Annotated in this window: 19 protein-coding genes; 9 read left to right on the top strand and 10 right to left on the bottom strand. The window is 60.5% G+C overall.

Translation table 11 applies throughout. The features are described from left to right. Window positions 1–159 precede the first annotated feature (159 nt). Window positions 160–1,398 (top strand): MFS transporter, encoded by a 1,239-nt coding sequence (locus GIW69_RS13000; RefSeq protein WP_236483083.1) that lies wholly within the window; start codon window positions 160–162, stop codon window positions 1,396–1,398. Window positions 1,399–1,404: 6 nt separating this feature from the next. On the opposite strand, the gene GIW69_RS12995 is transcribed toward GIW69_RS13000, so the two are convergent. After that, the gene (locus GIW69_RS12995; RefSeq protein WP_236483082.1) at window positions 1,405–1,956 is read right to left on the bottom strand and encodes a DJ-1 family glyoxalase III; all 552 of its coding nucleotides are present in this window, start codon (window positions 1,954–1,956) and stop codon (window positions 1,405–1,407) included. A 67-nt stretch (window positions 1,957–2,023) separates the two neighbouring features. After that, window positions 2,024–2,470, bottom strand: coding sequence for a DUF4879 domain-containing protein (locus tag GIW69_RS12990; RefSeq protein ID WP_236483080.1), 447 nt, complete (start codon window positions 2,468–2,470; stop codon window positions 2,024–2,026). A 216-nt stretch (window positions 2,471–2,686) separates the two neighbouring features. Here GIW69_RS12990 and GIW69_RS12985 point away from each other — a divergent pair, with 216 nt between their 5' ends. Beyond that, window positions 2,687–3,982, top strand: coding sequence for an NCS2 family permease (locus tag GIW69_RS12985; RefSeq protein WP_236483078.1), 1,296 nt, complete (start codon window positions 2,687–2,689; stop codon window positions 3,980–3,982). Continuing rightward, a complete protein-coding gene (gene trmA, locus GIW69_RS12980) occupies window positions 3,979–5,058 on the top strand; it encodes a tRNA (uridine(54)-C5)-methyltransferase TrmA (protein ID WP_236483077.1) in 1,080 nt (359 codons plus the stop codon). The genes GIW69_RS12985 and trmA overlap by 4 nt, the downstream gene beginning before the upstream one ends. 55 nt (window positions 5,059–5,113) lie before the next feature. On the opposite strand, the gene GIW69_RS12975 is transcribed toward trmA, so the two are convergent. Together GIW69_RS12975 and GIW69_RS12970 are read right to left on the bottom strand one after the other, a co-directional pair. Further along, window positions 5,114–5,560, bottom strand: coding sequence for a DUF2442 domain-containing protein (locus GIW69_RS12975; RefSeq protein ID WP_236483075.1), 447 nt, complete (start codon window positions 5,558–5,560; stop codon window positions 5,114–5,116). After that, the gene (locus GIW69_RS12970; RefSeq protein WP_236483073.1) at window positions 5,557–5,985 is read right to left on the bottom strand and encodes a DUF4160 domain-containing protein; all 429 of its coding nucleotides are present in this window, start codon (window positions 5,983–5,985) and stop codon (window positions 5,557–5,559) included. Before GIW69_RS12970 ends, GIW69_RS12975 begins: the two co-directional genes overlap by 4 nt. A 211-nt stretch (window positions 5,986–6,196) precedes the next feature. On the opposite strand from GIW69_RS12970, the gene GIW69_RS12965 reads away from it, so the two are divergent. The 3 genes from GIW69_RS12965 to GIW69_RS12955 all read left to right on the top strand — a co-directional run bounded on the left by GIW69_RS12965 (window position 6,197) and on the right by GIW69_RS12955 (window position 8,591). Continuing rightward, the gene (locus GIW69_RS12965; protein ID WP_236483071.1) at window positions 6,197–7,108 is read left to right on the top strand and encodes a LysR family transcriptional regulator; all 912 of its coding nucleotides are present in this window, start codon (window positions 6,197–6,199) and stop codon (window positions 7,106–7,108) included. A 182-nt stretch (window positions 7,109–7,290) separates the two neighbouring features. Continuing rightward, window positions 7,291–7,731 (top strand): type II 3-dehydroquinate dehydratase, encoded by a 441-nt coding sequence (gene aroQ, locus GIW69_RS12960; protein WP_102899935.1) that lies wholly within the window; start codon window positions 7,291–7,293, stop codon window positions 7,729–7,731. A 5-nt stretch (window positions 7,732–7,736) separates the two neighbouring features. Continuing rightward, the gene (locus tag GIW69_RS12955) at window positions 7,737–8,591 is read left to right on the top strand and encodes a shikimate dehydrogenase (RefSeq protein WP_236483069.1); all 855 of its coding nucleotides are present in this window, start codon (window positions 7,737–7,739) and stop codon (window positions 8,589–8,591) included. A 74-nt stretch (window positions 8,592–8,665) separates the two neighbouring features. Here GIW69_RS12955 and GIW69_RS12950 read toward each other — a convergent pair whose 3' ends face one another. Both GIW69_RS12950 and quiC read right to left on the bottom strand, forming a co-directional pair. Then, complete coding sequence (locus GIW69_RS12950; RefSeq protein WP_236483067.1) at window positions 8,666–9,352, bottom strand: TetR/AcrR family transcriptional regulator; 687 nt, start codon at window positions 9,350–9,352, stop codon at window positions 8,666–8,668. 102 nt (window positions 9,353–9,454) lie between these two features. Next, a complete protein-coding gene (quiC, locus tag GIW69_RS12945) occupies window positions 9,455–11,356 on the bottom strand; it encodes a 3-dehydroshikimate dehydratase QuiC (RefSeq protein WP_236483065.1) in 1,902 nt (633 codons plus the stop codon). A 363-nt stretch (window positions 11,357–11,719) separates the two neighbouring features. On the opposite strand from quiC, the gene GIW69_RS12940 reads away from it, so the two are divergent. Next, window positions 11,720–13,057: an MFS transporter gene (locus GIW69_RS12940; RefSeq protein WP_496570914.1), complete on the top strand. Its 1,338-nt coding sequence runs from the start codon at window positions 11,720–11,722 to the stop codon at window positions 13,055–13,057. A 109-nt stretch (window positions 13,058–13,166) separates the two neighbouring features. On the opposite strand, the gene GIW69_RS12935 is transcribed toward GIW69_RS12940, so the two are convergent. From GIW69_RS12935 to GIW69_RS12920, 4 genes are all read right to left on the bottom strand, one after another. Next, on the bottom strand, window positions 13,167–14,045 hold the full coding sequence (locus tag GIW69_RS12935) for a DMT family transporter (protein ID WP_236483064.1): 879 nt from the start codon (window positions 14,043–14,045) through the stop codon (window positions 13,167–13,169). 189 nt (window positions 14,046–14,234) lie between these two features. After that, window positions 14,235–15,050: a sugar phosphate isomerase/epimerase family protein gene (locus GIW69_RS12930; RefSeq protein WP_236483062.1), complete on the bottom strand. Its 816-nt coding sequence runs from the start codon at window positions 15,048–15,050 to the stop codon at window positions 14,235–14,237. Window positions 15,051–15,052: 2 nt separating this feature from the next. Beyond that, complete coding sequence (locus GIW69_RS12925; protein WP_236483060.1) at window positions 15,053–16,114, bottom strand: Gfo/Idh/MocA family protein; 1,062 nt, start codon at window positions 16,112–16,114, stop codon at window positions 15,053–15,055. 243 nt (window positions 16,115–16,357) lie between these two features. Next, on the bottom strand, window positions 16,358–17,134 hold the full coding sequence (locus GIW69_RS12920; RefSeq protein WP_236483058.1) for an IclR family transcriptional regulator: 777 nt from the start codon (window positions 17,132–17,134) through the stop codon (window positions 16,358–16,360). A 177-nt stretch (window positions 17,135–17,311) separates the two neighbouring features. Here GIW69_RS12920 and GIW69_RS12915 point away from each other — a divergent pair, with 177 nt between their 5' ends. Next, complete coding sequence (locus GIW69_RS12915; RefSeq protein ID WP_236483056.1) at window positions 17,312–19,057, top strand: FAD-dependent oxidoreductase; 1,746 nt, start codon at window positions 17,312–17,314, stop codon at window positions 19,055–19,057. Next, complete coding sequence (locus tag GIW69_RS12910; protein ID WP_236483054.1) at window positions 19,041–19,874, top strand: aldo/keto reductase; 834 nt, start codon at window positions 19,041–19,043, stop codon at window positions 19,872–19,874. The genes GIW69_RS12915 and GIW69_RS12910 overlap by 17 nt, the downstream gene beginning before the upstream one ends. Window positions 19,875–19,880: the final 6 nt, after the last annotated feature.

Genomic DNA, 19,880 nt, shown 5'->3' with positions numbered 1-19,880 from the left:
GACAAGTTGCCTCATGGATCGCGCGCGGCTCTGGAATCGGCTGTCGGGTCGCATCCCAGGGAAATCGATGCCTTGCTAAGTATATGTGTTATACCAGCAACTTCTGGTTACAGACTGGTGATAGTCTCGCCATTCCCCTCGTACAAGACCTGCCTTCAGATGCCCAGCCAAACGCCCCTGCTGTTACGTCATCACCGTCCCTTCCTCGCGTTCTGGTTTGCGCGAATCTTCACTGCCAGCGGCTTCCAGATGCTGACTGTGGCGATCGGCTGGAATCTGTACCAACTGACCGGCAACGTCCTCGATCTGGGTCTGGTCGGGCTGGTGGAATTCGCCCCGCGCGTGCTGTTCATGCTGCACACCGGTCACGTCGCCGACCGTTATGACCGGCGCAAAGTCGCGGCAATCTGTCAGTCGCTTCAAGCCTTGATCGCCCTGTCGCTGGCCATCGGCAGCGCCACCGATCACATCACCCGCGAGATGATCTTCGTTCTCGCCTTCCTGCTGGGCGCAGCGCGTTCCTTTGAGATGCCAACCACCCAGGCGTTGCTGCCGGGCATCGTGCCCAGCGCGCTGTTCCCGCGTGCAGTCGCTGCGGCGCAATCGGCACAACAATCGGCAACGATCGTTGCCCCGGCCCTTGGCGGTCTGCTTTATGCGTTCGGCAGCGTTTGGGTGTACGGCCCGACGGTGTTGCTCTACGTAATCGCCTGCACGCTGATGCTCAATTTGCCGGCACGCCAGACGCCGCTGAACAAAGGCAAGGCGACGCTGGATTCGTTGCTGGCGGGTATCCGCTTCATCCGCAGCCGCCAGGACATCCTTGGCGCCATTTCGCTGGATCTGTTTGCGGTGTTGCTGGGCGGCGCGACGGCGCTGTTGCCGGTGTTTGCCAAGGACATCCTGCTGACCGGGCCGTGGGGTCTGGGCCTGCTGCGTTCGGCACCGGCCGTCGGCGCGCTGGCCATGTCGTTGTATCTGGCGCGGTTCGCCGTAGAGCGCAAGGTCGGCCGGGTGATGTTCACCGCCGTCGGCATCTTCGGCGTCGCCACCATCGCCTTCGGCCTGTCGACCTCGTTCTGGTTCTCCCTCGCGGTGCTGGTGGTGCTCGGCGCGGCAGACATGATCAGCATGGTCATCCGCGCCTCCTTCGTACAACTGGAAACCCCTGACGAAATGCGCGGCCGCGTCAGCGCGGTCAACGGCCTGTTCATCGGCGCATCCAACCAACTGGGTGAATTCGAATCCGGCATCACCGCCCACTGGTTCGGCACCGTACCGGCGGTGGTGATGGGCGGCATCGGCACACTGGTGGTGACTGGCGTCTGGATCAAACTGTTCCCGACCCTGGCCAATCGGGATCGGATGCATGTGCCAGTGGAAGAGGTGAAGGTCTGACGAATTTCAGGCCAACAACTCCCCCGCCACTTTCGCTCGAACCGCGTTGCCGCACAGTTGCTCGACCAGCGTCAGCGCGAAAACCAATGCTGCGCCGGAGCCTTGGGAGGTGATGCAGTTGCCGTCGACCACGACGGGTTGGTCAACAAAACTACAACCGTTGAGTTGATGGCTGGCCGATGGCAAGCACGTCATGCGGCGCTGGCGCAACAGGCCGAACGTTTGCAGGGCGACGGCCGGGGCTTCGGCGATGGCGGCGAACAGACGGCCGGCGGCGGCCTGATCCCTGAGCAGTTGTTGCAGCGGCTGATGCGCCGCGAGATGTTGCGCACCGACGGCGCCGCCAGGCAGGACGATCAGATCGAACGTCTGCGCCAGCACATCCACCAACATGCCGTCGGCGGTCAGTCGCGTGCCGCGAGCGCAGGTGAGCATGCGCCGGCATTCGATGCTGGCGGCCACCACTTCGACGCCGGCCCGGCGCAGGACGTCGATCAGGGTCACGCTTTGCAGGTCATCAATGCCCTCGGCGAGGGTGATCAGGGCTCTGAAGGTCATAGGCACCATCCGCTGAATATTCCTTAAAGCGTAGTCAGCTTTGCCTTGAGTCGTTCAGTTGCAGGCGTTACTTGATGTAAAGCTGCGTCGACATGGTATTGCCGGGTGCGTTGATCGAGGTGTTGCTGAAGGTGAAGATGCCGCTTTGCTTGCCCGCCAGGTCGAAAACGTAAAGGTAGCCGACGGTTTTTCTTCCGACCGTACATTCGGTCAGATTGCCGGTGTCGAAGGCGCAGACCGGCGTGCGCGTACCGCTTATTTCAAAACCGTCCAACGCGACATGGGCGTTGCGGCCGTAACCGACTTCCAGCACGTAGACCTTGATGCTCGGCCCGCCGTGATCGCAACGGGTCTGTTCCTGGCCGGCCGCAATGTTTTCAAAGCCGCAGACCGGCGACTCGACCTTGAGGACTTTCAATTGCGTCAACGGCGGCGCCGAAGCAGCCAAAGCTGCTGGCATTGTCGCCATCAACAGACTCACCAGCCCAAACATTCTCACCCAGCGCTTGCTCATACGATCCCCCTCAAAACAGCGCGCAGTATGGCTCAGTTGTTTGCTCGGCAAAACTTCGACGACGATCGACGCCATCAGCCGCCAAATCCCTCACGCTGCTGGTATGATGCGCGGCTTTTTCCGACCCACCAGAAATTCCCAGGCGCATCCTTCGGTCTGTGCTTTGCTGTTGAGGTCGATACATTCACGGCGCTGCGCGCGCCACGGGGAGCGGACATGCTGGAACGGCTGTTTCAACTCAAGGCACATAACACCAACGTGCGAACCGAGATTCTGGCGGGCGTCACGACCTTTTTGGCCATGGCCTACATTTTGTTCGTCAACCCGAGCATCCTCGGCGAGACCGGCATGGACAAGGGCGCCGTGTTCGTTGCCACCTGCCTGGCCGCCGCCATCGGCTCGACCGTGATGGGCCTGATCGCCAACTACCCGATCGCCCTCGCTCCGGGCATGGGTCTGAACGCCTTTTTCACTTATACCGTCGTTCTGCACATGGGCCACACCTGGCAAGTGGCGTTGGGTGCGGTGTTCATTTCCGCCGTGCTGTTCTTCCTGCTGTCGATCTTCCGCATCCGCGAATGGATCATCAACAGCATCCCGCTGCCACTGCGTTCGGCGATTGCCGCCGGTATCGGTCTGTTCCTGGCGCTGATCGCTTTGCATAACGCGGGCATCGTCGTCAGCAACTCGGCGACCATGGTCGGCCTCGGTGACTTGAAACAACCGGCGCCCATTCTCGCCACGCTCGGTTTCGCGCTGATCGTCGCGCTTGAAGCGCTGAAAGTGCGCGGCGCGGTGCTGATCGGCATTCTGGTGGTGACTATCGTATCGATCGCCATGGGCTTCACCGCATTCGGTGGCGTCACCTCGATGCCACCATCGCTGGCCCCGACGTTCATGCAACTGGATATCAAAGGTGCGCTGGATATCGGTCTGGTCAGCGTGATTTTCGCCTTCCTGTTCGTCGATCTGTTCGACAACTCCGGCACCCTGATCGGCGTCGCCAAGCGCGCCGGCCTGATGGGCAAGGACGGCCACATGCCGAAGATGGGTCGTGCGCTGATCGCCGACAGCACCGCCGCCATGGCCGGTTCGCTGCTCGGCACGTCGACCACCACCAGTTACATCGAATCCGCTGCCGGCGTGAGCGCCGGGGGCCGCACGGGCCTGACCGCCATCGTCGTCGCGATTCTGTTTCTGCTGGCGTTGTTCTTCTCGCCACTGGCCGCCAGCGTTCCAGCCTTCGCTACCGCGCCGGCACTGCTGTTCGTCGCCGTGCTGATGACCTCGGGCCTGGCGGAAATCGACTGGGACGACATTACCGTCGCCGCGCCGGTCGTGGTCACCGCCCTGGCGATGCCGTTCACTTACTCCATCGCCAACGGCATCGCCTTCGGCTTCATTTCCTGGACCGTGATCAAGTTGCTGTCCGGGCGCGCCCGTGAACTGAACCCGGCGCTGGTGATTCTGTCGATACTGTTCGTGATCAAGTTGGGTTGGTTCAACGCATGACTTTTGATTCCCAGGCTTACGCCGTACAGCTAGAAGACAAGGTCACGCGCCTGCGTGACCTGCTCGCCCCGTTCGATGCGCCCGAACCGACTGTGTTTGATTCGCCGCTGCAGAACTTTCGCCTGCGCGCCGAATTCCGCCTCTGGCGCGAAGCCGGCGAGCGTCATTACGCGATGTTCTCTCAGGATGACAAACGCACGCCGATCCTGATCGAGGAATTCCCGATCGCCAGCCTGCGCATCAACCAGTTGATGCCGCAGTTGAAAGCCGCCTGGCAAGCCAGTTCGGCCCTGAGCCACAAGCTGTTTCAGGTGGAGTTCCTGACCACCCTGGCCGGCGATGCAATGATCACCCTGTGCTACCACCGCCCACTGGACGAGCACTGGCACGCCGCCGCGACAAAACTGGCGGCGGATCTCAACGTCAGCGTGATCGGCCGCTCCAAAGGTAAGCGTGAAGTCATCGGCCACGACTACGTGGTGGAAAAACTCGACGTCGGCGGCCGCACTTTCAGCTATCGCCAGCCGGAAGGCGCGTTCACTCAACCCAACGGCACCGTGAACCAGAAAATGCTGAACTGGGCGTTCGACGCCTTGGGTGATCGCAGCGACGATCTGCTGGAGCTGTATTGCGGCAATGGCAACTTCACCCTGCCGTTGGCGACCCGTGTGCGCAAAGTGCTGGCCACTGAAATCAGCAAGACCTCGGTCAACGCAGCACTGAGCAACCTCAGCGAAAACGCTGTGGATAACGTCACTCTCGTGCGCCTCTCGGCGGAAGAGCTGACCGAAGCCCTCAATGAAGTGCGACCGTTCCGTCGCCTGCACGGCATTGATCTGAAAAGCTACGAATTTGGCAGCGTGTTCGTTGATCCTCCGCGCGCCGGCATGGATCCCGACACCTGCGAGCTGACCCGTCGCTTCGACAACATCCTGTACATCTCCTGCAACCCGGAAACCCTCGCGGCGAACATCGCTCAGCTGCATGACACCCATCGCATCACCCAATGCGCATTGTTCGACCAGTTCCCGTGGACGCATCACATGGAATCCGGCGTGTTGCTGACCCGTCGTTGATCGTAATTGCCGCAGACAACAAAGCCGTCGTGATTGACGGCTTTTTTGTGACGGTTCATTGAGCGATTTCGACCTTGCGCGGACGCCCGCCCTTCCGGCCATTGGCCCGGGCGGCTTCCGCCTTGGCGGCACTGCTTTGACGGCCATTGCGTGAGGCGATCACCGACGCGGCCATGGCCATCAGCGGCTTGCTTGCCGAAATCATCCCGGCGATGGAGACCTGCAGATCCTTGTCGGCGTGACACAGCGCCGTGCCGCCGAAACCGACGGTCAGCGCCTCAAGATCCGCCTTGTCGAAACCGTCCAGTTCGGCGTATTGCGCCGGCGGCAGCAACACACCGCAGCCGTCCTCAAAACGGATGACCAGGCATGGATCCTGATACGACACGCCCACGGCCTGCAATCCGACTGCCTGGCGGGTCTTGCCACGTTCGATGGCCTCATCGAGCAGCGACTGCGTCACCGGGCGATCCAGCGGTTGTCTGGCTTTTATGCTTTTCATAGTTCTATTTCTACACCTTCCTGTGCGCCCACCAGAGTCAGCAACGTGCGATTGGCTTCGGGCTCGTAATGGGCGGAATCGATCCTGTAAGTCGTGCTGGCAATTTGCCGGATCACCACCACTTCATCTGTCTGGCAATCCCACCATTGATGGTCGAGGCAGGCGGTCTGCAAGCGATGCCACCAGATGTCCCGCGCTCGACGCAAGTGCTCCGGCTGGCGCAACGACTGGCGCAAACCTTCGAGCACCGTCGTTGGCGGCCGACGGGAGAGCGGGACGACATCCCACAGCTCGACGCCGTTGTGCCAGAAACTGAATTTGAATCGTGCGCTCCAGGCGCCTGCATCTACATGCGCATGAGGCGGGCAATGTTCGTCACGCAACATGATCACGACCGACAATCCCTTGTGGCTGAATACTTTCAAATGCTAACCCATCCGTTAGGTTTAAAACTTAAACAATCGCCATTCCCTGACGAATCTGACTAGTGGTGTCGCCTGTTACCTCATCGAGCCTAGCGTCCCGCTGCCATTAAGCTCGCCCCCCATGGGCACAAAATCGTAAGCATTCCTTTCGCTGACCCTCGGCATTTGGTAAACCAGCGCTTCAAGTTCCTTTTGATCGGCGGCGCACACCATGCAGCGACATTTCGACGACCTCCAGTTGGGCAGCATCGAGCTGTTTTGCCTGGCGGCCGAAACCGGCAGTTTCACCGCTGCGGCGCTAGCGGCGGCAGTAACACCGGCAGCAGTGAGCCGATCGGTGTCGCGCATGGAGGAGCGCCTGGGCGTGCGGCTGTTTGCCCGCACCACTCGCAGCGTGAAGTTGACCGACAGCGGCCGTCGATATTACGAAGAATGTCGTCAGGCGCTGGCCCAGTTGATCGAAGCCCAGCGTGAGGTCATGGGCAAACAGCAGGCGCCGTCCGGCACACTGCGTATCAGTATTCCTACAACCTACGCCCATCACCGCATCCTGCCGCTGCTTCCGGCGTTTCGTGCACGCTTTCCTCAGGTGAAGGTCGACATGCACATCAGCAACCGCAACATCGACTTTGTCGGTGAAGGTTACGACCTGGCGATCCGGGTGCGCGCCATACCGGACTCCGGCCTGATCGCCCGGCATCTCGAAGATGCGGCGCTGGTGCTGGTCGCCAGTCCCGACTACTTGCACCGTGCCGGTACGCCGAAAACCCTCGATGAGCTTAAACAACACGAGTGCATCCAGTTCGAGCTACCCAGCAGCGGACGCCGGATCACCTGGTTGTTTTTTGATCAGGACATACCGCGAGAAATCCTCGCCGAGGGCAATTTCTGTTGCTCCGATGACGTACTTGGCGGTGTGACACTAGCCAAGCATGGCGCGGGACTGTTCCAGACCTATCGCTTCATCGTGGAAAAGGAACTGGCCGACGGCTCGCTGGTGGAGCTGCTGAAACCCTATAGCGGACGCTCCCGCCCCTTCACCCTGTTGTATCCGCAGAACCGGCACATGCCTTTGCGCGTGCGGGCATTCATCGATTTTCTGGTCGAGCAGTTACCGAACTGAAATCACTGCCAAGCCTGTAGGAGCGGCCGAAGGCTGCAAACTTTGGATCGTTGTGCGATCACCGCACAAAAAAAGACCGATTTATTACAGAGCAATTGCCAAAAGTAACCAGCCAGTACAATTTATCTCCACGGGCCGAAACCTGTCGGCCAATCCAAAAACAATAAGTGGAGTTTGTTCCCATGCCCCCTATCGTTCTCGTGCTCAACGGCCCGAACCTGAACCTGCTCGGCACCCGCGAACCGGCCACTTACGGCCACGAGACGCTCGCCGACATCTCGGCTCTGTGCGGCCGCGCCGCTGAAGAATTTGGCCTGGCAGTGGAGTTTCGCCAGACCAATCATGAAGGCGAACTGCTCGACTGGATTCACGCCGCGCGCGGCCGCTGCGCCGGGATCGTCATTAATCCCGCCGCATGGACGCACACCTCTGTAGCAATCCGCGACGCATTGGTCGCCAGCGAACTGCCGGTGATTGAAGTCCATTTGTCCAACGTCCATGCCCGCGAGCCGTTTCGTCACCATTCATTCGTCTCGGCCATCGCCACGGCGGTGATGTGCGGTTTCGGCAGCCACGGCTATCGCTTGGCGCTCGAACATTTCAGCCAGCGGTTGAAGGGGTAAACGGTATGAGCCACGACAATGTGATCCTCGCCGGCCTGATCGGCGCCGGCATTCAGGCGTCCCGCACCCCCGCGATGCATGAACATGAAGGCGATGCCCAAGGCATGCGCTATCTGTATCGGCTGATCGATCTCGATCAGTTGCAACTGGACAGCACCGCCCTGCCCGACTTGCTGTTGGCTGCCGAACGGATGAGCTTCACCGGGCTGAACATCACATTTCCGTGCAAACAGGCAATCATCCCGCTGCTCGATGAATTGTCACCGGAAGCCCGGGGCATTGGCGCGGTCAACACCGTGGTGCTCAAGGATGGCAAACGCGTCGGCCACAACACCGATTGCCTGGGCTTTGCCGAAGGGCTTCGTCGCGGTTTGCCGGACGTTTCCCGTGAGCGCGTCGTCCAGATGGGCGCCGGTGGTGCTGGCGCCGCGGTGGCCCACGCACTGTTAAGCGAGGGCGTACAACAGCTGACGATTTTCGATGTGGACGTCAGCCGTGCCGAAAGCCTGGCGAATAACCTCAATCAGCACTTCGGTTTCGGTCGTGCAGTGGCGGGCCACGATCTGCCGAGCACGCTGAGTCAGGCTGATGGACTGGTCAACACCACCCCGATGGGCATGCAGAAACTGCCGGGCATGCCAGTGCCGGTTGACTTGTTACGGGCTGAATTGTGGGTCGCGGAGATTGTTTACTTCCCGCTGGAAACCGAGCTGCTGCGCAACGCCCGCGCCCTCGGTTGCCGCACGCTGGATGGCGGCAACATGGCGGTGTTTCAGGCGGTGAAGGCGTTTGAGTTGTTCAGCGGCGTGGCGGCGGATGCGCAGCGGATGTTGGCGCACTTTCAAAGCATGAACGTTTAAACGAAACCTGCTCGCGAAGGCGTCATCACTGACATACCGCTTTCGCGAGCAGGCTCGCTCCCACATGGCCGGTGTCAGGCTTGCAAATAGCGTAAAACCGACTCGCAAATCATCTCGCGATGACGCAACTTGATGGCTTCGTCCGGCAGATCAATCTGAAAAATCTCGCCGAACGTATGCCGGTTCGACACGCGATAGAAGCAGAACGAGCTGATCAACAAGTGCACGTCCAGCGCGTCGAGCCCGGCGCGGAATACACCTTCCTCCGCACCCCGACGCAGAATCTCGCTGAGCGAATCCAGAATCGTGTTGTTCATTGCCTTGATCGCATCGGAGCGTTTCACAAACTCGGCGTTGTGGATGTTTTCAATGCTGACGATGCGCACGAAATCGACATTGCGATCATGGTGATCGAAGGTGAATTCCACCAGCCGTCGAATCGCCACCATCGGCGACAACTCCGCCAGGTGCAGACGGTTTTCCGTGCTACGGATATCGCCGTAGAGTTTCTCCAGCACCTCGACGTACAACTGCTCCTTACTGCCGAAGTAGTAATAGATCATGCGTTTGGAGGTGTGAATGCGCTCGGCGATCGAATCGACGCGCGCACCGGAAAGCCCCTGCTGGACGAATTCGACGATCGCCTCTTGCAGGATGTTTTCGCGGGTTTTTTCCGGATTGTTCTTGCGACTCTTGCGCGGCTCGATGGCAGTCAGAGCAATCGATTCGGGAGCTGCGGTAAGTTTTGAATTCATGGTCATTGCGGGCTCACGGCCATCACTGCACAAGCGGGCGATTATGGGCCGCGCGGTACAGTGAAGGAAGCCGCGCGGCCTGTGTTTAACCCCGCGTTTACGAAATTCCTACAACTTGGCCTGGCGCACTGCTCCGCTACGGGACTTGGCCATTGCCGCCAGTCGCACCGCCACGTTGGCCGCGCCATACCCGGCGTAACCGTTTTTGCGCTGGATGATCTCGAAGAAGAAGCGCCCTTCGAACGGCTCGGTGTAAACGTGAAACAACTCACCACCTTGCGCGTCTCGGTCGTACAGCACGTTGTAGTAAGCCAGTTCGCTAAGAAATTCGTCATCGAAATCGAAGCGCGCGGCAAGGTCGTCGTAATAGTTGAGCGGAATATCCAGCAACGGCACGCCAGCCTCTTTGGCACGGCTGACCTGCGCGAAGATGTCATCGCAATCAAACGCAATGTGATGCACGCCGGAACCGCGATAACTCGACAAGGCGTGGGAGATCGCGGTGTTGCGATTTTCGGAAATGTTCAGCGGCAAGCGAATCGAACTGTCGCGGCTGCGCAGTGCGCGACTCTTCACCAGACCATACGGATCAGGCAGCACCACTTCGTCGTCGGCCTCGAAATCCAGCAGGCTTTTGTAAAACATCACCCAACTGTCGAGGCTGTCCGCCGGCAGCGCCATGGCCATGTGGTCGATACGCTTGAGACCGCCGCCGCTACCGGCGTTCGGCAGCAGATTGAAGTCAGTGCCGTAGACATCCGCGTCCTCGTCCACCAGATAAATCAGGCTGCCATCCGGCGCGCGCACGGCGGCGAGTTCCAGCTCGTTCGGTCCGACCAGTCCGCGATACGGCTGACCTTTATAAGCAACGGCACGCGCCAACGCGCTCGCACTGTCCTTGACCCGCACGGCGGTGGCACACAGCGACGGGCCGTGGGCCTCGAAGAAGCTGTGGCCGAAGGAATAAGGTTCGGCGTTCAGAATCAGGTTGATATCGCCCTGGCGCAGCAGGCTCACACCTTTGGAACGATGCTGCCCGGCCTTGACGAAACCCAGGCGCTCCAGCCAATGGGTGAGCTTGGCACCGAGCGCTTCGTCCACGGCGAATTCAAGGAATTCGATGCCGTTGTATTCGCTGGCCTTGGCGGTTTCGAACAGGATTTCGGGGGCGGCTACAGGTGTGGCTTGCTGCGCCAGACGCTCGCGAGTCTTTTCTTCCAGATACAGCAGCGAACGCAAACCGTCGGCGGCATTGGCCCGAGGCGGCGCGGCGCGGAAGCCGTCGTTGAAGACTTCCAGCGACAACGGGCCGGTGTAGCCGCTCTGGATAATCGGTGCGAGGAAACCAGGCAAATCGAACTCGCCCTGGCCCGGGAAGCAGCGGAAATGCCGGCTCCACTCCAGCACATCCATGGCCAGGATCGGTGCGTCGGCCATTTGCACGAAGAAGATTTTGTCGCCGGGAATATCGGCAATCGCCCGTGGGTCGCCCTTGAGCGACAGGGTATGAAAGCTGTCGAGCAGCACGCCGAGGCTCGGGTGATCGGCCTGGCGGACGATGTCCCAGACTTGTTGATAAGTATTGACGTGGCGACCCCAGGCCAGCGCTTCGTAGCCGATGCGCAGCCCACGGGCGCCGGCGTGTTCGCCGAGCAAACGCAAGTCATCGATCAGAATCTGCTGATCGCCGACGCTGTCCGCCGACGCGTTGCTGCACACCAGCACAAGGTCGGTGCCGAGCTCCTGCATCAAATCGAATTTGCGCTCGGCCCGGTCCAGATTACGCTGCAGGCGATCGCGGCGGCAGCCTTCAAAATCGCGAAACGGCTGGAACAGGGTGATGGCGATGCCGAGGTCGGCACACATCTGTTTAACTTCCCGGGGACTTCCGTCGTAGTACAGAAGGTCGTTCTCGAAAATCTCCACCCCGTCGAACCCGGCGGCAGCAATGGCTTCGAGTTTTTCCGGCAGAGTACCGCTCAGGCAAACGGTGGCAATGGAACGCTGCATGTTTCAACTCCCGGTGGAGATCTTGTTAGAGACACTGGAGCTGCCGCAGGCTGCGATCTGTTGATATTGCGTTGAATAAACAAGATCAAAGGATCGCAGTCTGAGGCAGCTCCTGCACAAAGCGTGGGATTCAGCAAATCAGGGGCATGTTCAAATTATTGGCTGCATACCGTCGCACAGCAATTTAAAGTTGTACTACCCGGTTAGTTTTGCGTGCGATTATCGAACACAAAGCCGATTTGGTGAATTGACGATTTTTTGTCCACTGCCCACCATTCGATTCACATTGAGTCCGGACGCGAACCACCGGTCGCAGTGAAATAAAAGAACACCACATAACAAATTCAAGAACGGGTGGAACATATGATTCCTTCACAGACTTCCCGCATGGCGCCAGCCGTGAGCACTGCCACGGGTGGCATTGGCGACAAGATCCGCGGCGCCATGGCCGTCGGCAAGACCCGTTGGGGCATGCTGGCGCTGGTGTTTTTTGCCACAACCCTCAACTACATCGACCGCGCCGCCCTCGGCGTCATGCAGCCCATTCTCGCCAAGGAAATGAGCTGGACGGCGATGGACTACGCCAACATCAACTTCTGGTTTCAAGTCGGCTACGCCATCGGCTTCGTGCTGCAAGGGCGACTGATCGACCGCGTCGGCGTCAAACGCGTATTCTTCTGCGCCGTGCTGCTCTGGAGCCTGGCCACCGGCGCCCACGGTCTGGCGACGTCGGCGGTCGGCTTCATGGTCTGTCGATTCATTCTCGGCCTGACCGAAGCGGCCAACTACCCGGCCTGCGTGAAAACCACGCGCCTGTGGTTCCCGGCCGGCGAACGCGCCGTAGCCACCGGCATCTTCAACGCCGGCACCAACGTCGGCGCGATGTTCACCCCGATGCTGCTGCCGCTGATTCTCCACGTATGGGGCTGGCAAGCCGCGTTCCTGTGCATGGCGGCACTGGGCGGGATCTGGCTGTTGTTCTGGGGTTTGAAATATTTCAACCCGGAAGATCATCCGAGCCTTAAACAGTCGGAACTGGACTACATCCAGCAGCAAGTCGAACCGGAACAGGTCCGCGTGCCGTTCTCGAAAATCCTGCGCATGCGCGGCACCTGGGCCTTCGCCATCGCCTACTCGCTGACGGCGCCGGTGTTCTGGTTCTACCTGTATTGGCTGCCGCCGTTCCTGAATCAGCAATACAACCTGGGCATCAACGTGACCCAGATGGGCATTCCGCTGATCATCATTTACCTGACCGCCGACTTCGGCAGCGTGGGTGGCGGCATCCTGTCTTCGTTCCTGATCGGTCGCGGGATGAACCCGATCAAGGCGCGGCTGCTGTCGATGTTCCTGTTTGCCTGCTGCATCATCGGCGTGGTCATGGCGGCCGGTTCGAGCAGCCTGTGGGTCGCGGTCGCCGCCATCTCTCTGGCGATCGGCGCGCATCAGGCCTGGACGGCGAACATCTGGAGCCTGGTGATGGACTACACGCCCAAGCACATGATGAGCACGGTCTTCGGCTTCGGTGGCATGTGTGCAGCAATCGGCGGGATGTTCATGACCCAGATCGTCGGCCACATCCTGACCGTCACCAATAACAACTACACCGTGTTGTTCACCCTGATTCCGGCGATGTACTTCATTGCCCTGACCTGGATGTACTTCATGGCGCCGCGCAAGATTCCAACCGTCACCGAGTAACGCTCCCCCTTGTAGGGGTGAGCCTGCTCGCGATTGCGCACTGACATCCGGCATTGATGTCGACTGACACACCGCATCGCGAGCAGGCTCACTCCTACAGTTTTCAGTTTCAGCTTCGGCGCTGCTGCCAGGCTGCCGCCAATCCGCTGCAACAGATCACTGCGATGCCCACCACCGTGGTCAGAGTCGGTGTGTGACTGAACAGCAACCAGCCCAACAATCCCGCAAACACGATCTGGCAATAGCCGAACGGTGCCAGCAATGCCGGTGCCGCGTGGCGAAACGCCTGAGTCAGAAACAAATGCGCGGTCATCCCGCAACTGCCCAGCGCCAGCATCAGCACCGCGTGATTCAGCGTGGGTACCTGCCAGAAGAATGGCACCAGGGCACTCATCACCAAGGTGTTGCATAACCCTGCGAAAAAGTTGCTGGTGGTCGGGCTGTCGATCTCGGCGAGCTTGCGGGTCAGCAGTTGATAGAAGCAAAAAAACAGCGCCGAACAGAACGGCAGCAAGATTGCCGGAGTGAACAGTTCACCGCCCGGATGGACGATGATCAACACGCCGACGAAGCCGCAAATCACAGCGATCCATTGGCCTCGCGTCACGCGCTCCTTGAGCAACGGTACCGACAGCGCCGTCACCAGCACCGGCGCAAGAAAGTTGACCGCCGTGGCTTCCGCCAAGGGGATGTACAGCAGCGCAGTGGTGAAAAACAGGCTGGTGCCCAACAGACACAGTGCCCGCACCAGTTGCCATAACGGTCGCTTGGTGCGCAGGACACGCAGACCGGACTGCGGCAGGAAAATCCCCGCCATCAGCAAGGTGTGAACCAGATAGCGGGCCCAGACCACCATGACAATCGGGTAGAACCCGGAGAGATATTTCGACAACGCGTCATGGCTGGAAAACAGAAAAGTCGCCACCACAATCAGCAAGATCCCCTTGAAGGGTTGGTTGACGCCTGAAAGTGGAGTGCTGACGGTCATTGGGTTTCCTTTTCGTAATCGTTCTTTGTGTAGGACCTGCCGAAGACTGCGGTGCACCAGAACGTTGTGTACACGCCGAATGACTGTGGGAGCGAGCCTGCTCGCGAAAGCGGTGAGTCAGGTAACAACAATCTCACTGACAGATTGCATTCGCGAGCAGGCTCGCTCCCACAGGGTTTGCAGCACCGCTTACAGCCGCGCCAACACGGCCTGCGTCGCGGCCATCGCCATCTGCGCCCGCTGCAATCCACTCACACCCTGCTCCAGCAGTTTCACCGTGGGGATTTCCAGGCTCAATGGAAGGTTAGCCGGTAGACCCCGCAACAGCCCGAGCAAGTCGCAATCGCCCTCGCCGGGAAACCGTCGCTCGTTCCGTGCCTGACGCAAGATCTCGGCCATGTCCGTCGGCCTCGGCCCCGCAACATCACACAACTGCGCATAGCGTAAACGCGCGGCAGGCACGCTCGCCAGGTCGGCAAGGGTTGAACCCGAGCGATCAAAATGGAACGCATCCACCAGCACCGCACCGTTTTCGCGCCCGGCACTTTCTACGATACGCGCAGCCTGTTGCAGGTCGCGCGCATCGGTCCACGGCATGAACTCCAGATGCGGATGCAAACTGTAAGGCACTGCCAGATCACATAGCGCTGCGAAGTTGTCGGTGAGCCTTTGCTCGTCAGGATCGTTACCGGCCACCAGCAATTCCGTCGCCCCGAATTCGGCACCGACCGCAAGAATTCGTTCGAAATCAGCGACCACGGTCTGCGCTTTCAGCCGCAGGATTTCCACGTCGAGCACGCCGATACCGGTATCGCGCAGCCGCGCCAGTGTCTGACGACGCAAGTCGGCATCGGCTACGAGCGGGAAGTGATATTCCTCGGGCGTAGCCGGCTCCAGGCGCAAGCCGACATGGCTATAACCGGCGCGGGCCGCAACGTCGACCATGTCCGGCGGCGACAATTCCAGCACGGTCAGGCTGGCCAGGGACAATATTCGATTATTCATGGTCATGCCTCGATCAGTTCAGGGGTGCAGGCGCGGCCAGTGACAGCGGCCTGGTGGATGGCTTCGATCAGCGCGAGCGTGCGCGCCGCATCGGCGGCACTGACCAACGGTTGGATTTCACGCCGGGCCACGCGCACAAAATGTTCCAGTTGCAGACGCAATGCTTCGTCGGCCGTGCAGGATTCCTGCTCCGCCAGCAATGGCTCATGCCAACCCGCATCCGTTTGATCGGCGGAGTAATGCCAACGCTTGAGCTGCGGAATGCTCAAGGCCCCGGCCGTACCCGCGAGCAGATAGCAAGGCTGATCGGCATGACGCGGGTACACCGGATTTTCTCCGGAACTCAGCTCCCAGCTCCACGGCGCCGCAACGGCATCGGAACCGGTCAGCGTGCCCAACGCACCGCCCTCGAATTGCAGCAGCACCGCCGCGCTGTCCTCATTGGCAAAACCGCGCACGGCGTTATCAGTCATCGCCTGCACCGAGCGGACTTCACCGCACAGATGCCGCAACAGATCGAGGTCGTGAATCAAGTTGGTCAACAGCATTCCCGCTCCGGCTTCGCGGCGCCATGGAACCTCGAAATAGCTGTCCGGTTTGCGCAACTGAAACAGCGCCGTGACCAGGGTCAACCGTCCCAGCGCCCCGCCCTTCACCAGCTCATGGGCGCGGACAATCAGCGGGTTGTGCCGACGATGGTGGCCGACCAATACCGGCACACCGGTGCTTTTCACGACGGCGACCAACTCGCGAACCTCGGCGAGATCCACGCCCACCGGTTTTTCCAGCAGCACCGCGACACCGGCCGCCAGACAATCCAGCGCCGTACTGACGTGCTGATTATTCGGATTGGCCACGATGACCGCGTCTGGCCGTGCCTGTTCCAGCATCTGCCGGTGATCGGCGAAATACGCCACGCCCCAATCGGCAGCGAGAGCCGGTGCTTGCGGGCCGGGATCAGCCACGGCGCACAGCGTGGCGTCGGTGAGGGTTTGCAGGTGCCGATAATGTTGCTGGCCCATGGTGCCAGCGCCGATCAGCGCGATTCGCAGGTAGGAGCTCAAGGTGTGAATCCTCTTGTCATTGTTGTAGGAAAGACTATGCCGACAACAATTTAGAACCCGGTTCCACATTCTCCCACCCATCGAACAGAAAACCGTGCGGTCAGCGCACGTTTTCTATCACTGACCGAATCCCTTGTAGGAGCCAGCCTGCTCGCGATGGCGGTTTATCCATCAGCAATGCGGTGACTGACACTCACCTATCGCGAGCAGGCTCACTCCTACAGGGATTGGGGATTATTCAATCTAGATGAACAACTCCGACGCCAGGCTCGCCGCCGACAACTCCTCGGCAAACGTCAACAGCAGCGGCGCCAGTTCATGCAGCCGCGCCCCCGGCATCCGTGCGCTGGGGCCCGCAATGCTGAGCACGCCAATCACCCGGCCATCGCCCGGATGGCGAACCACTGCTGCGATCGCCGACGTACCGACGGCCGAACTTTGCTCGACCCAGGCATAGCCTTGTTCTCGAGCAAGACGCAGGCGTTCAAGCAGTTCGATGTTGGAGCGCGGTGCATTGGGCCCGACACCCACCGGCACGTCGGCCGCCTGGCGCTCGACCAGCGACAACGCCTCGGCATCGCTCATGCACGCCAGCCACGCATGGCCCGACGCGGTATAAAACAGCGGCGCGTCGCGCCCCATGTCCGGATCGTAGCGCAGGCCGGTTCTGGCCCCTTGGGACTTGGCGATCCAGGTCTGGCGCTCACCGTCGATCACCCCCAGGCGTACCAGTTCACCGGTCTCCTGGGCCAGACGATCCAGCACCGGCTGCACGATGTCCGCCCCGCTGCTCGCCAGGTACTGGAAACCCATCGCCACCAGTTTGGTCGACAGTTGATAGCGCAGGGTTTCCGCGTTCTGCCGCACGTAACCCAGGCGGATCAACTCGGCCAACAAGCGGTGAGTCGCGCTTTTAGGGATATCCAGTTGCTCCGCCAGCGTCTGCATCTGCAGCCCGCGCGGATCACTGGTAAGGCATTCCAGCACGCTGAAAACCCGTTCGATTTGACTGCCGGCCATGGTGAAATCCAAATGAAATTTCGCCGATTCTAGAAGACATCCGCTTCAATGAGAAATGTGGAACTGCCTGTTCGATAAACGCCCACTTTGCGCCGGGCAAGTCTTGTTACGCATTGCAGTCCTTGGGTATTTTCTGGAACTCAATTCTAATAACTATCATTGCTGGAGTCGTTTCGAATGTCTGCCGCCCCCGAATTTCCCGCTGTCGATTGCGACGTTCTCGTCGTCGGATCAGGCGCTGCCGGCCTGTCGGCTGCAGTCACCGCAGCCTGGCACGGGCTCAAAGTCATCGTGGTCGAAAAAGATCCGGTGTTCGGCGGCGCCACGGCGTGGTCTGGCGGCTGGGCCTGGGTGCCGTGCAATCCGTTGGCGCGCCGCGCCGGTATCGTTGAAGACATCGAACTGCCGCGCACCTACCTGCGTCACGAACTCGGCGAGCAATACGACCCGGCCATGATCGACGCCTTCCTCACCGCTGGCCCGAACATGGTGACTTTTTTCGAGCAGCACACGGCACTGCAATTTGCCGATGGCAACGCCATCGCCGACATCCATGGCGATACGCCCGGTGCCGGAACCGGCGGACGCTCGGTGATTGCCGCGTCGTATGACGGACGTAAAGCCGGACGCTTGCTCAAGCGTCTTCGTACAACGATGAGAGAAACGTCATTCATGGGCATGCCGATCATGGCCGGGGCCGATCTGGCGGCGTTTCTCAACCTCACGCGTTCGCTGTCCGCCGCTTGGCATGTGACACGCCGCTTCACCCGGCATCTGCTTGACCTCGCCGTGCATGGCCGGGCGATGCAACTGGTCAACGGTGTCGCACTGATCGCACGGCTGGCCAAATCCGCCGAAGACCTCGGCGTGCTGTTGTGGGAATCGGCGCCGGTGACCGAACTCCTGCGTGAAAACGGGCGCGTGACAGGCGCAATGGTCAACAGCGCAAAAGGCCTGATCCGCATCAATGCGCGCAAAGCCGTGGTGCTGGCGGCGGGCGGCTTTGCCAACGACATCGAACGGCGCAAGGCTTTGTTTCCCCATACGCCAACCGGCAACGAGCACTGGGCACTGCCGCCGCTGGCCGTCAATGGCGACGGCTTGCGCCTGGGCGAAAGCGTCGGCGCGCGGGTCAACACCAACATGGTCTCGCCCGTGGCTTGGGCACCCGTGTCGCAAGTGCCTCATTCCGACGGCAGTATCGGCCATTTCCCACACATCATTGAGCGCGGCAAACCCGGGATCATCGGCGTGCTACGCAGCGGCCAACGTTTCGTCAACGAAGCCAACGGTTACTACGACTATGTCAGCGCGATGGTGGCCGCCACGGCGGAAGGCGAAGATGTGGCGTCCTGGCTGATCTGCACCCGTGCTTTCCAGCGGCGCTACGGCCTGGGGATGTCGCGACCCTTCCCTGTGCCCGTGTCAGGTTTTATCCGCAGCGGTTATCTGAAAACCGGTAACACCCCTGAAGAATTGGCGCAGGCCTGCGGTATTGATCCGGCCGGTTTGCGCGCCACGCTGGACGCGTACAACCTCCATGCCCGCAGCGGCGAAGATCCGGCATTCGGTCGTGGCGCCACGACGTACAACCGCAAACAGGGCGACCCGTCCCGGCAACCCAATCCATGCGTAGCCCCCATCGAAGACGGCCCGTTCTACGCGGTAAAGGTGCAACCGGGATGTTTCGGCACGTTCGCCGGGCTCAAGGTCAACCCACATGCTCAAGTACTCGATGCCGAACAAAATCCCATCGCCGGGCTCTACGCCGCTGGCGGCGACATGGCCAGCATCATGGGCGGGCACTATCCGGCGGGCGGCATCAACATCGGCCCGGCACTGACTTTCGGTTACATCGCCGCGCGGCATATCGCCGGCGCCACGCCTTTCGAACAGGAGATCGACCATGCAGCACATCGTTAACGCCCAGGGTTTGAACATGCCGAAACTCGGCCTCGGCACCTGGCCGATGCTTGATGACGAATGCACCCGCGCCGTGGAGCAAGCGCTGGAACTGGGTTATCGCCATGTCGACACGGCAGCGGCCTACAACAACGAGGACGCCGTCGGACAAGCCCTGGAGAACAGCCCGACACCCCGCGAGCAGATCCACCTCACCACTAAGGTCTGGTGGGATCAATTGCAACCCGACGCCATGCGCCACTCCCTGCAACGCAGCCTCAAAGCACTGCGCAGCGATTACGTTGATCTGTTCATGATCCACTGGCCGAGCACCGACTGGGATTTGCCGCGCACCCTCGACACCCTGGCCGAATTCAAGGAACAAGGGCTGGCGCGCAATATCGGCGTGGCGAATTTTCCGCTGCCGCTGCTGCGCAAAGTTGTCGAGGAATATGGCATTGCTCTGTCAGCCATTCAGGTCGAGTACCACGTCTTGCTCGGACAAAACGCCTTGCTCGATTACGCCCGCCAACACGATCTGGCGCTGACGGCCTACACACCGCTGGCGCGCAACAAGGTTTCCGAGGTTCCGCAGATCCGACAGATCGCCGAGAAACACGGCGTGCTGCCCACCCAGGTCGCCTTGAAATGGCTGCTCGATCAGCCCAACGTCGCCGCGATTCCCAAGGCCAGCAGCAAGGCCAATCAAATGGCCAACCTCGCCTCGCTCAAGGTTGAACTCGACGATGACGACCGCGCCCTGATTGCGGGACTGTCCAAGCGTGAACGCCAGGTCAGTCCGGATTTCGCTCCCGTATGGGATGCGTTCGACCGCTGATCGACT

This window comes from Pseudomonas syringae (assembly GCF_021605415.1).
GTDB classification, from domain to species: Bacteria; Pseudomonadota; Gammaproteobacteria; order Pseudomonadales; family Pseudomonadaceae; genus Aquipseudomonas; species Aquipseudomonas syringae_S.
This window is presented reverse-complemented; position numbering and strand designations above follow the sequence as displayed.

What these genes read in the sequence shown, in the direction of transcription:
- GIW69_RS12950 (WP_236483067.1), bottom strand. Translation starts at nt 9,352, where the DNA reads ATGACCATGAATTCAAAACTTACCGCAGCTCCCGAATCGATTGCTCTG.
- GIW69_RS12985 (WP_236483078.1), top strand. Translation starts at nt 2,687, where the DNA reads ATGCTGGAACGGCTGTTTCAACTCAAGGCACATAACACCAACGTGCGA.
- GIW69_RS12955 (WP_236483069.1), top strand. Translation starts at nt 7,737, where the DNA reads ATGAGCCACGACAATGTGATCCTCGCCGGCCTGATCGGCGCCGGCATT.
- GIW69_RS12930 (WP_236483062.1), bottom strand. Translation starts at nt 15,050, where the DNA reads ATGAATAATCGAATATTGTCCCTGGCCAGCCTGACCGTGCTGGAATTG.
- quiC (WP_236483065.1), bottom strand. Translation starts at nt 11,356, where the DNA reads ATGCAGCGTTCCATTGCCACCGTTTGCCTGAGCGGTACTCTGCCGGAA.
- GIW69_RS12920 (WP_236483058.1), bottom strand. Translation starts at nt 17,134, where the DNA reads ATGGCCGGCAGTCAAATCGAACGGGTTTTCAGCGTGCTGGAATGCCTT.
- GIW69_RS12975 (WP_236483075.1), bottom strand. Translation starts at nt 5,560, where the DNA reads ATGAAAAGCATAAAAGCCAGACAACCGCTGGATCGCCCGGTGACGCAG.
- GIW69_RS12915 (WP_236483056.1), top strand. Translation starts at nt 17,312, where the DNA reads ATGTCTGCCGCCCCCGAATTTCCCGCTGTCGATTGCGACGTTCTCGTC.
- aroQ (WP_102899935.1), top strand. Translation starts at nt 7,291, where the DNA reads ATGCCCCCTATCGTTCTCGTGCTCAACGGCCCGAACCTGAACCTGCTC.
- GIW69_RS12935 (WP_236483064.1), bottom strand. Translation starts at nt 14,045, where the DNA reads ATGACCGTCAGCACTCCACTTTCAGGCGTCAACCAACCCTTCAAGGGG.
- GIW69_RS12910 (WP_236483054.1), top strand. Translation starts at nt 19,041, where the DNA reads ATGCAGCACATCGTTAACGCCCAGGGTTTGAACATGCCGAAACTCGGC.
- GIW69_RS12940 (WP_496570914.1), top strand. Translation starts at nt 11,720, where the DNA reads ATGATTCCTTCACAGACTTCCCGCATGGCGCCAGCCGTGAGCACTGCC.
- trmA (WP_236483077.1), top strand. Translation starts at nt 3,979, where the DNA reads ATGACTTTTGATTCCCAGGCTTACGCCGTACAGCTAGAAGACAAGGTC.
- GIW69_RS12990 (WP_236483080.1), bottom strand. Translation starts at nt 2,470, where the DNA reads ATGAGCAAGCGCTGGGTGAGAATGTTTGGGCTGGTGAGTCTGTTGATG.
- GIW69_RS12995 (WP_236483082.1), bottom strand. Translation starts at nt 1,956, where the DNA reads ATGACCTTCAGAGCCCTGATCACCCTCGCCGAGGGCATTGATGACCTG.
- GIW69_RS12965 (WP_236483071.1), top strand. Translation starts at nt 6,197, where the DNA reads ATGCAGCGACATTTCGACGACCTCCAGTTGGGCAGCATCGAGCTGTTT.
- GIW69_RS13000 (WP_236483083.1), top strand. Translation starts at nt 160, where the DNA reads ATGCCCAGCCAAACGCCCCTGCTGTTACGTCATCACCGTCCCTTCCTC.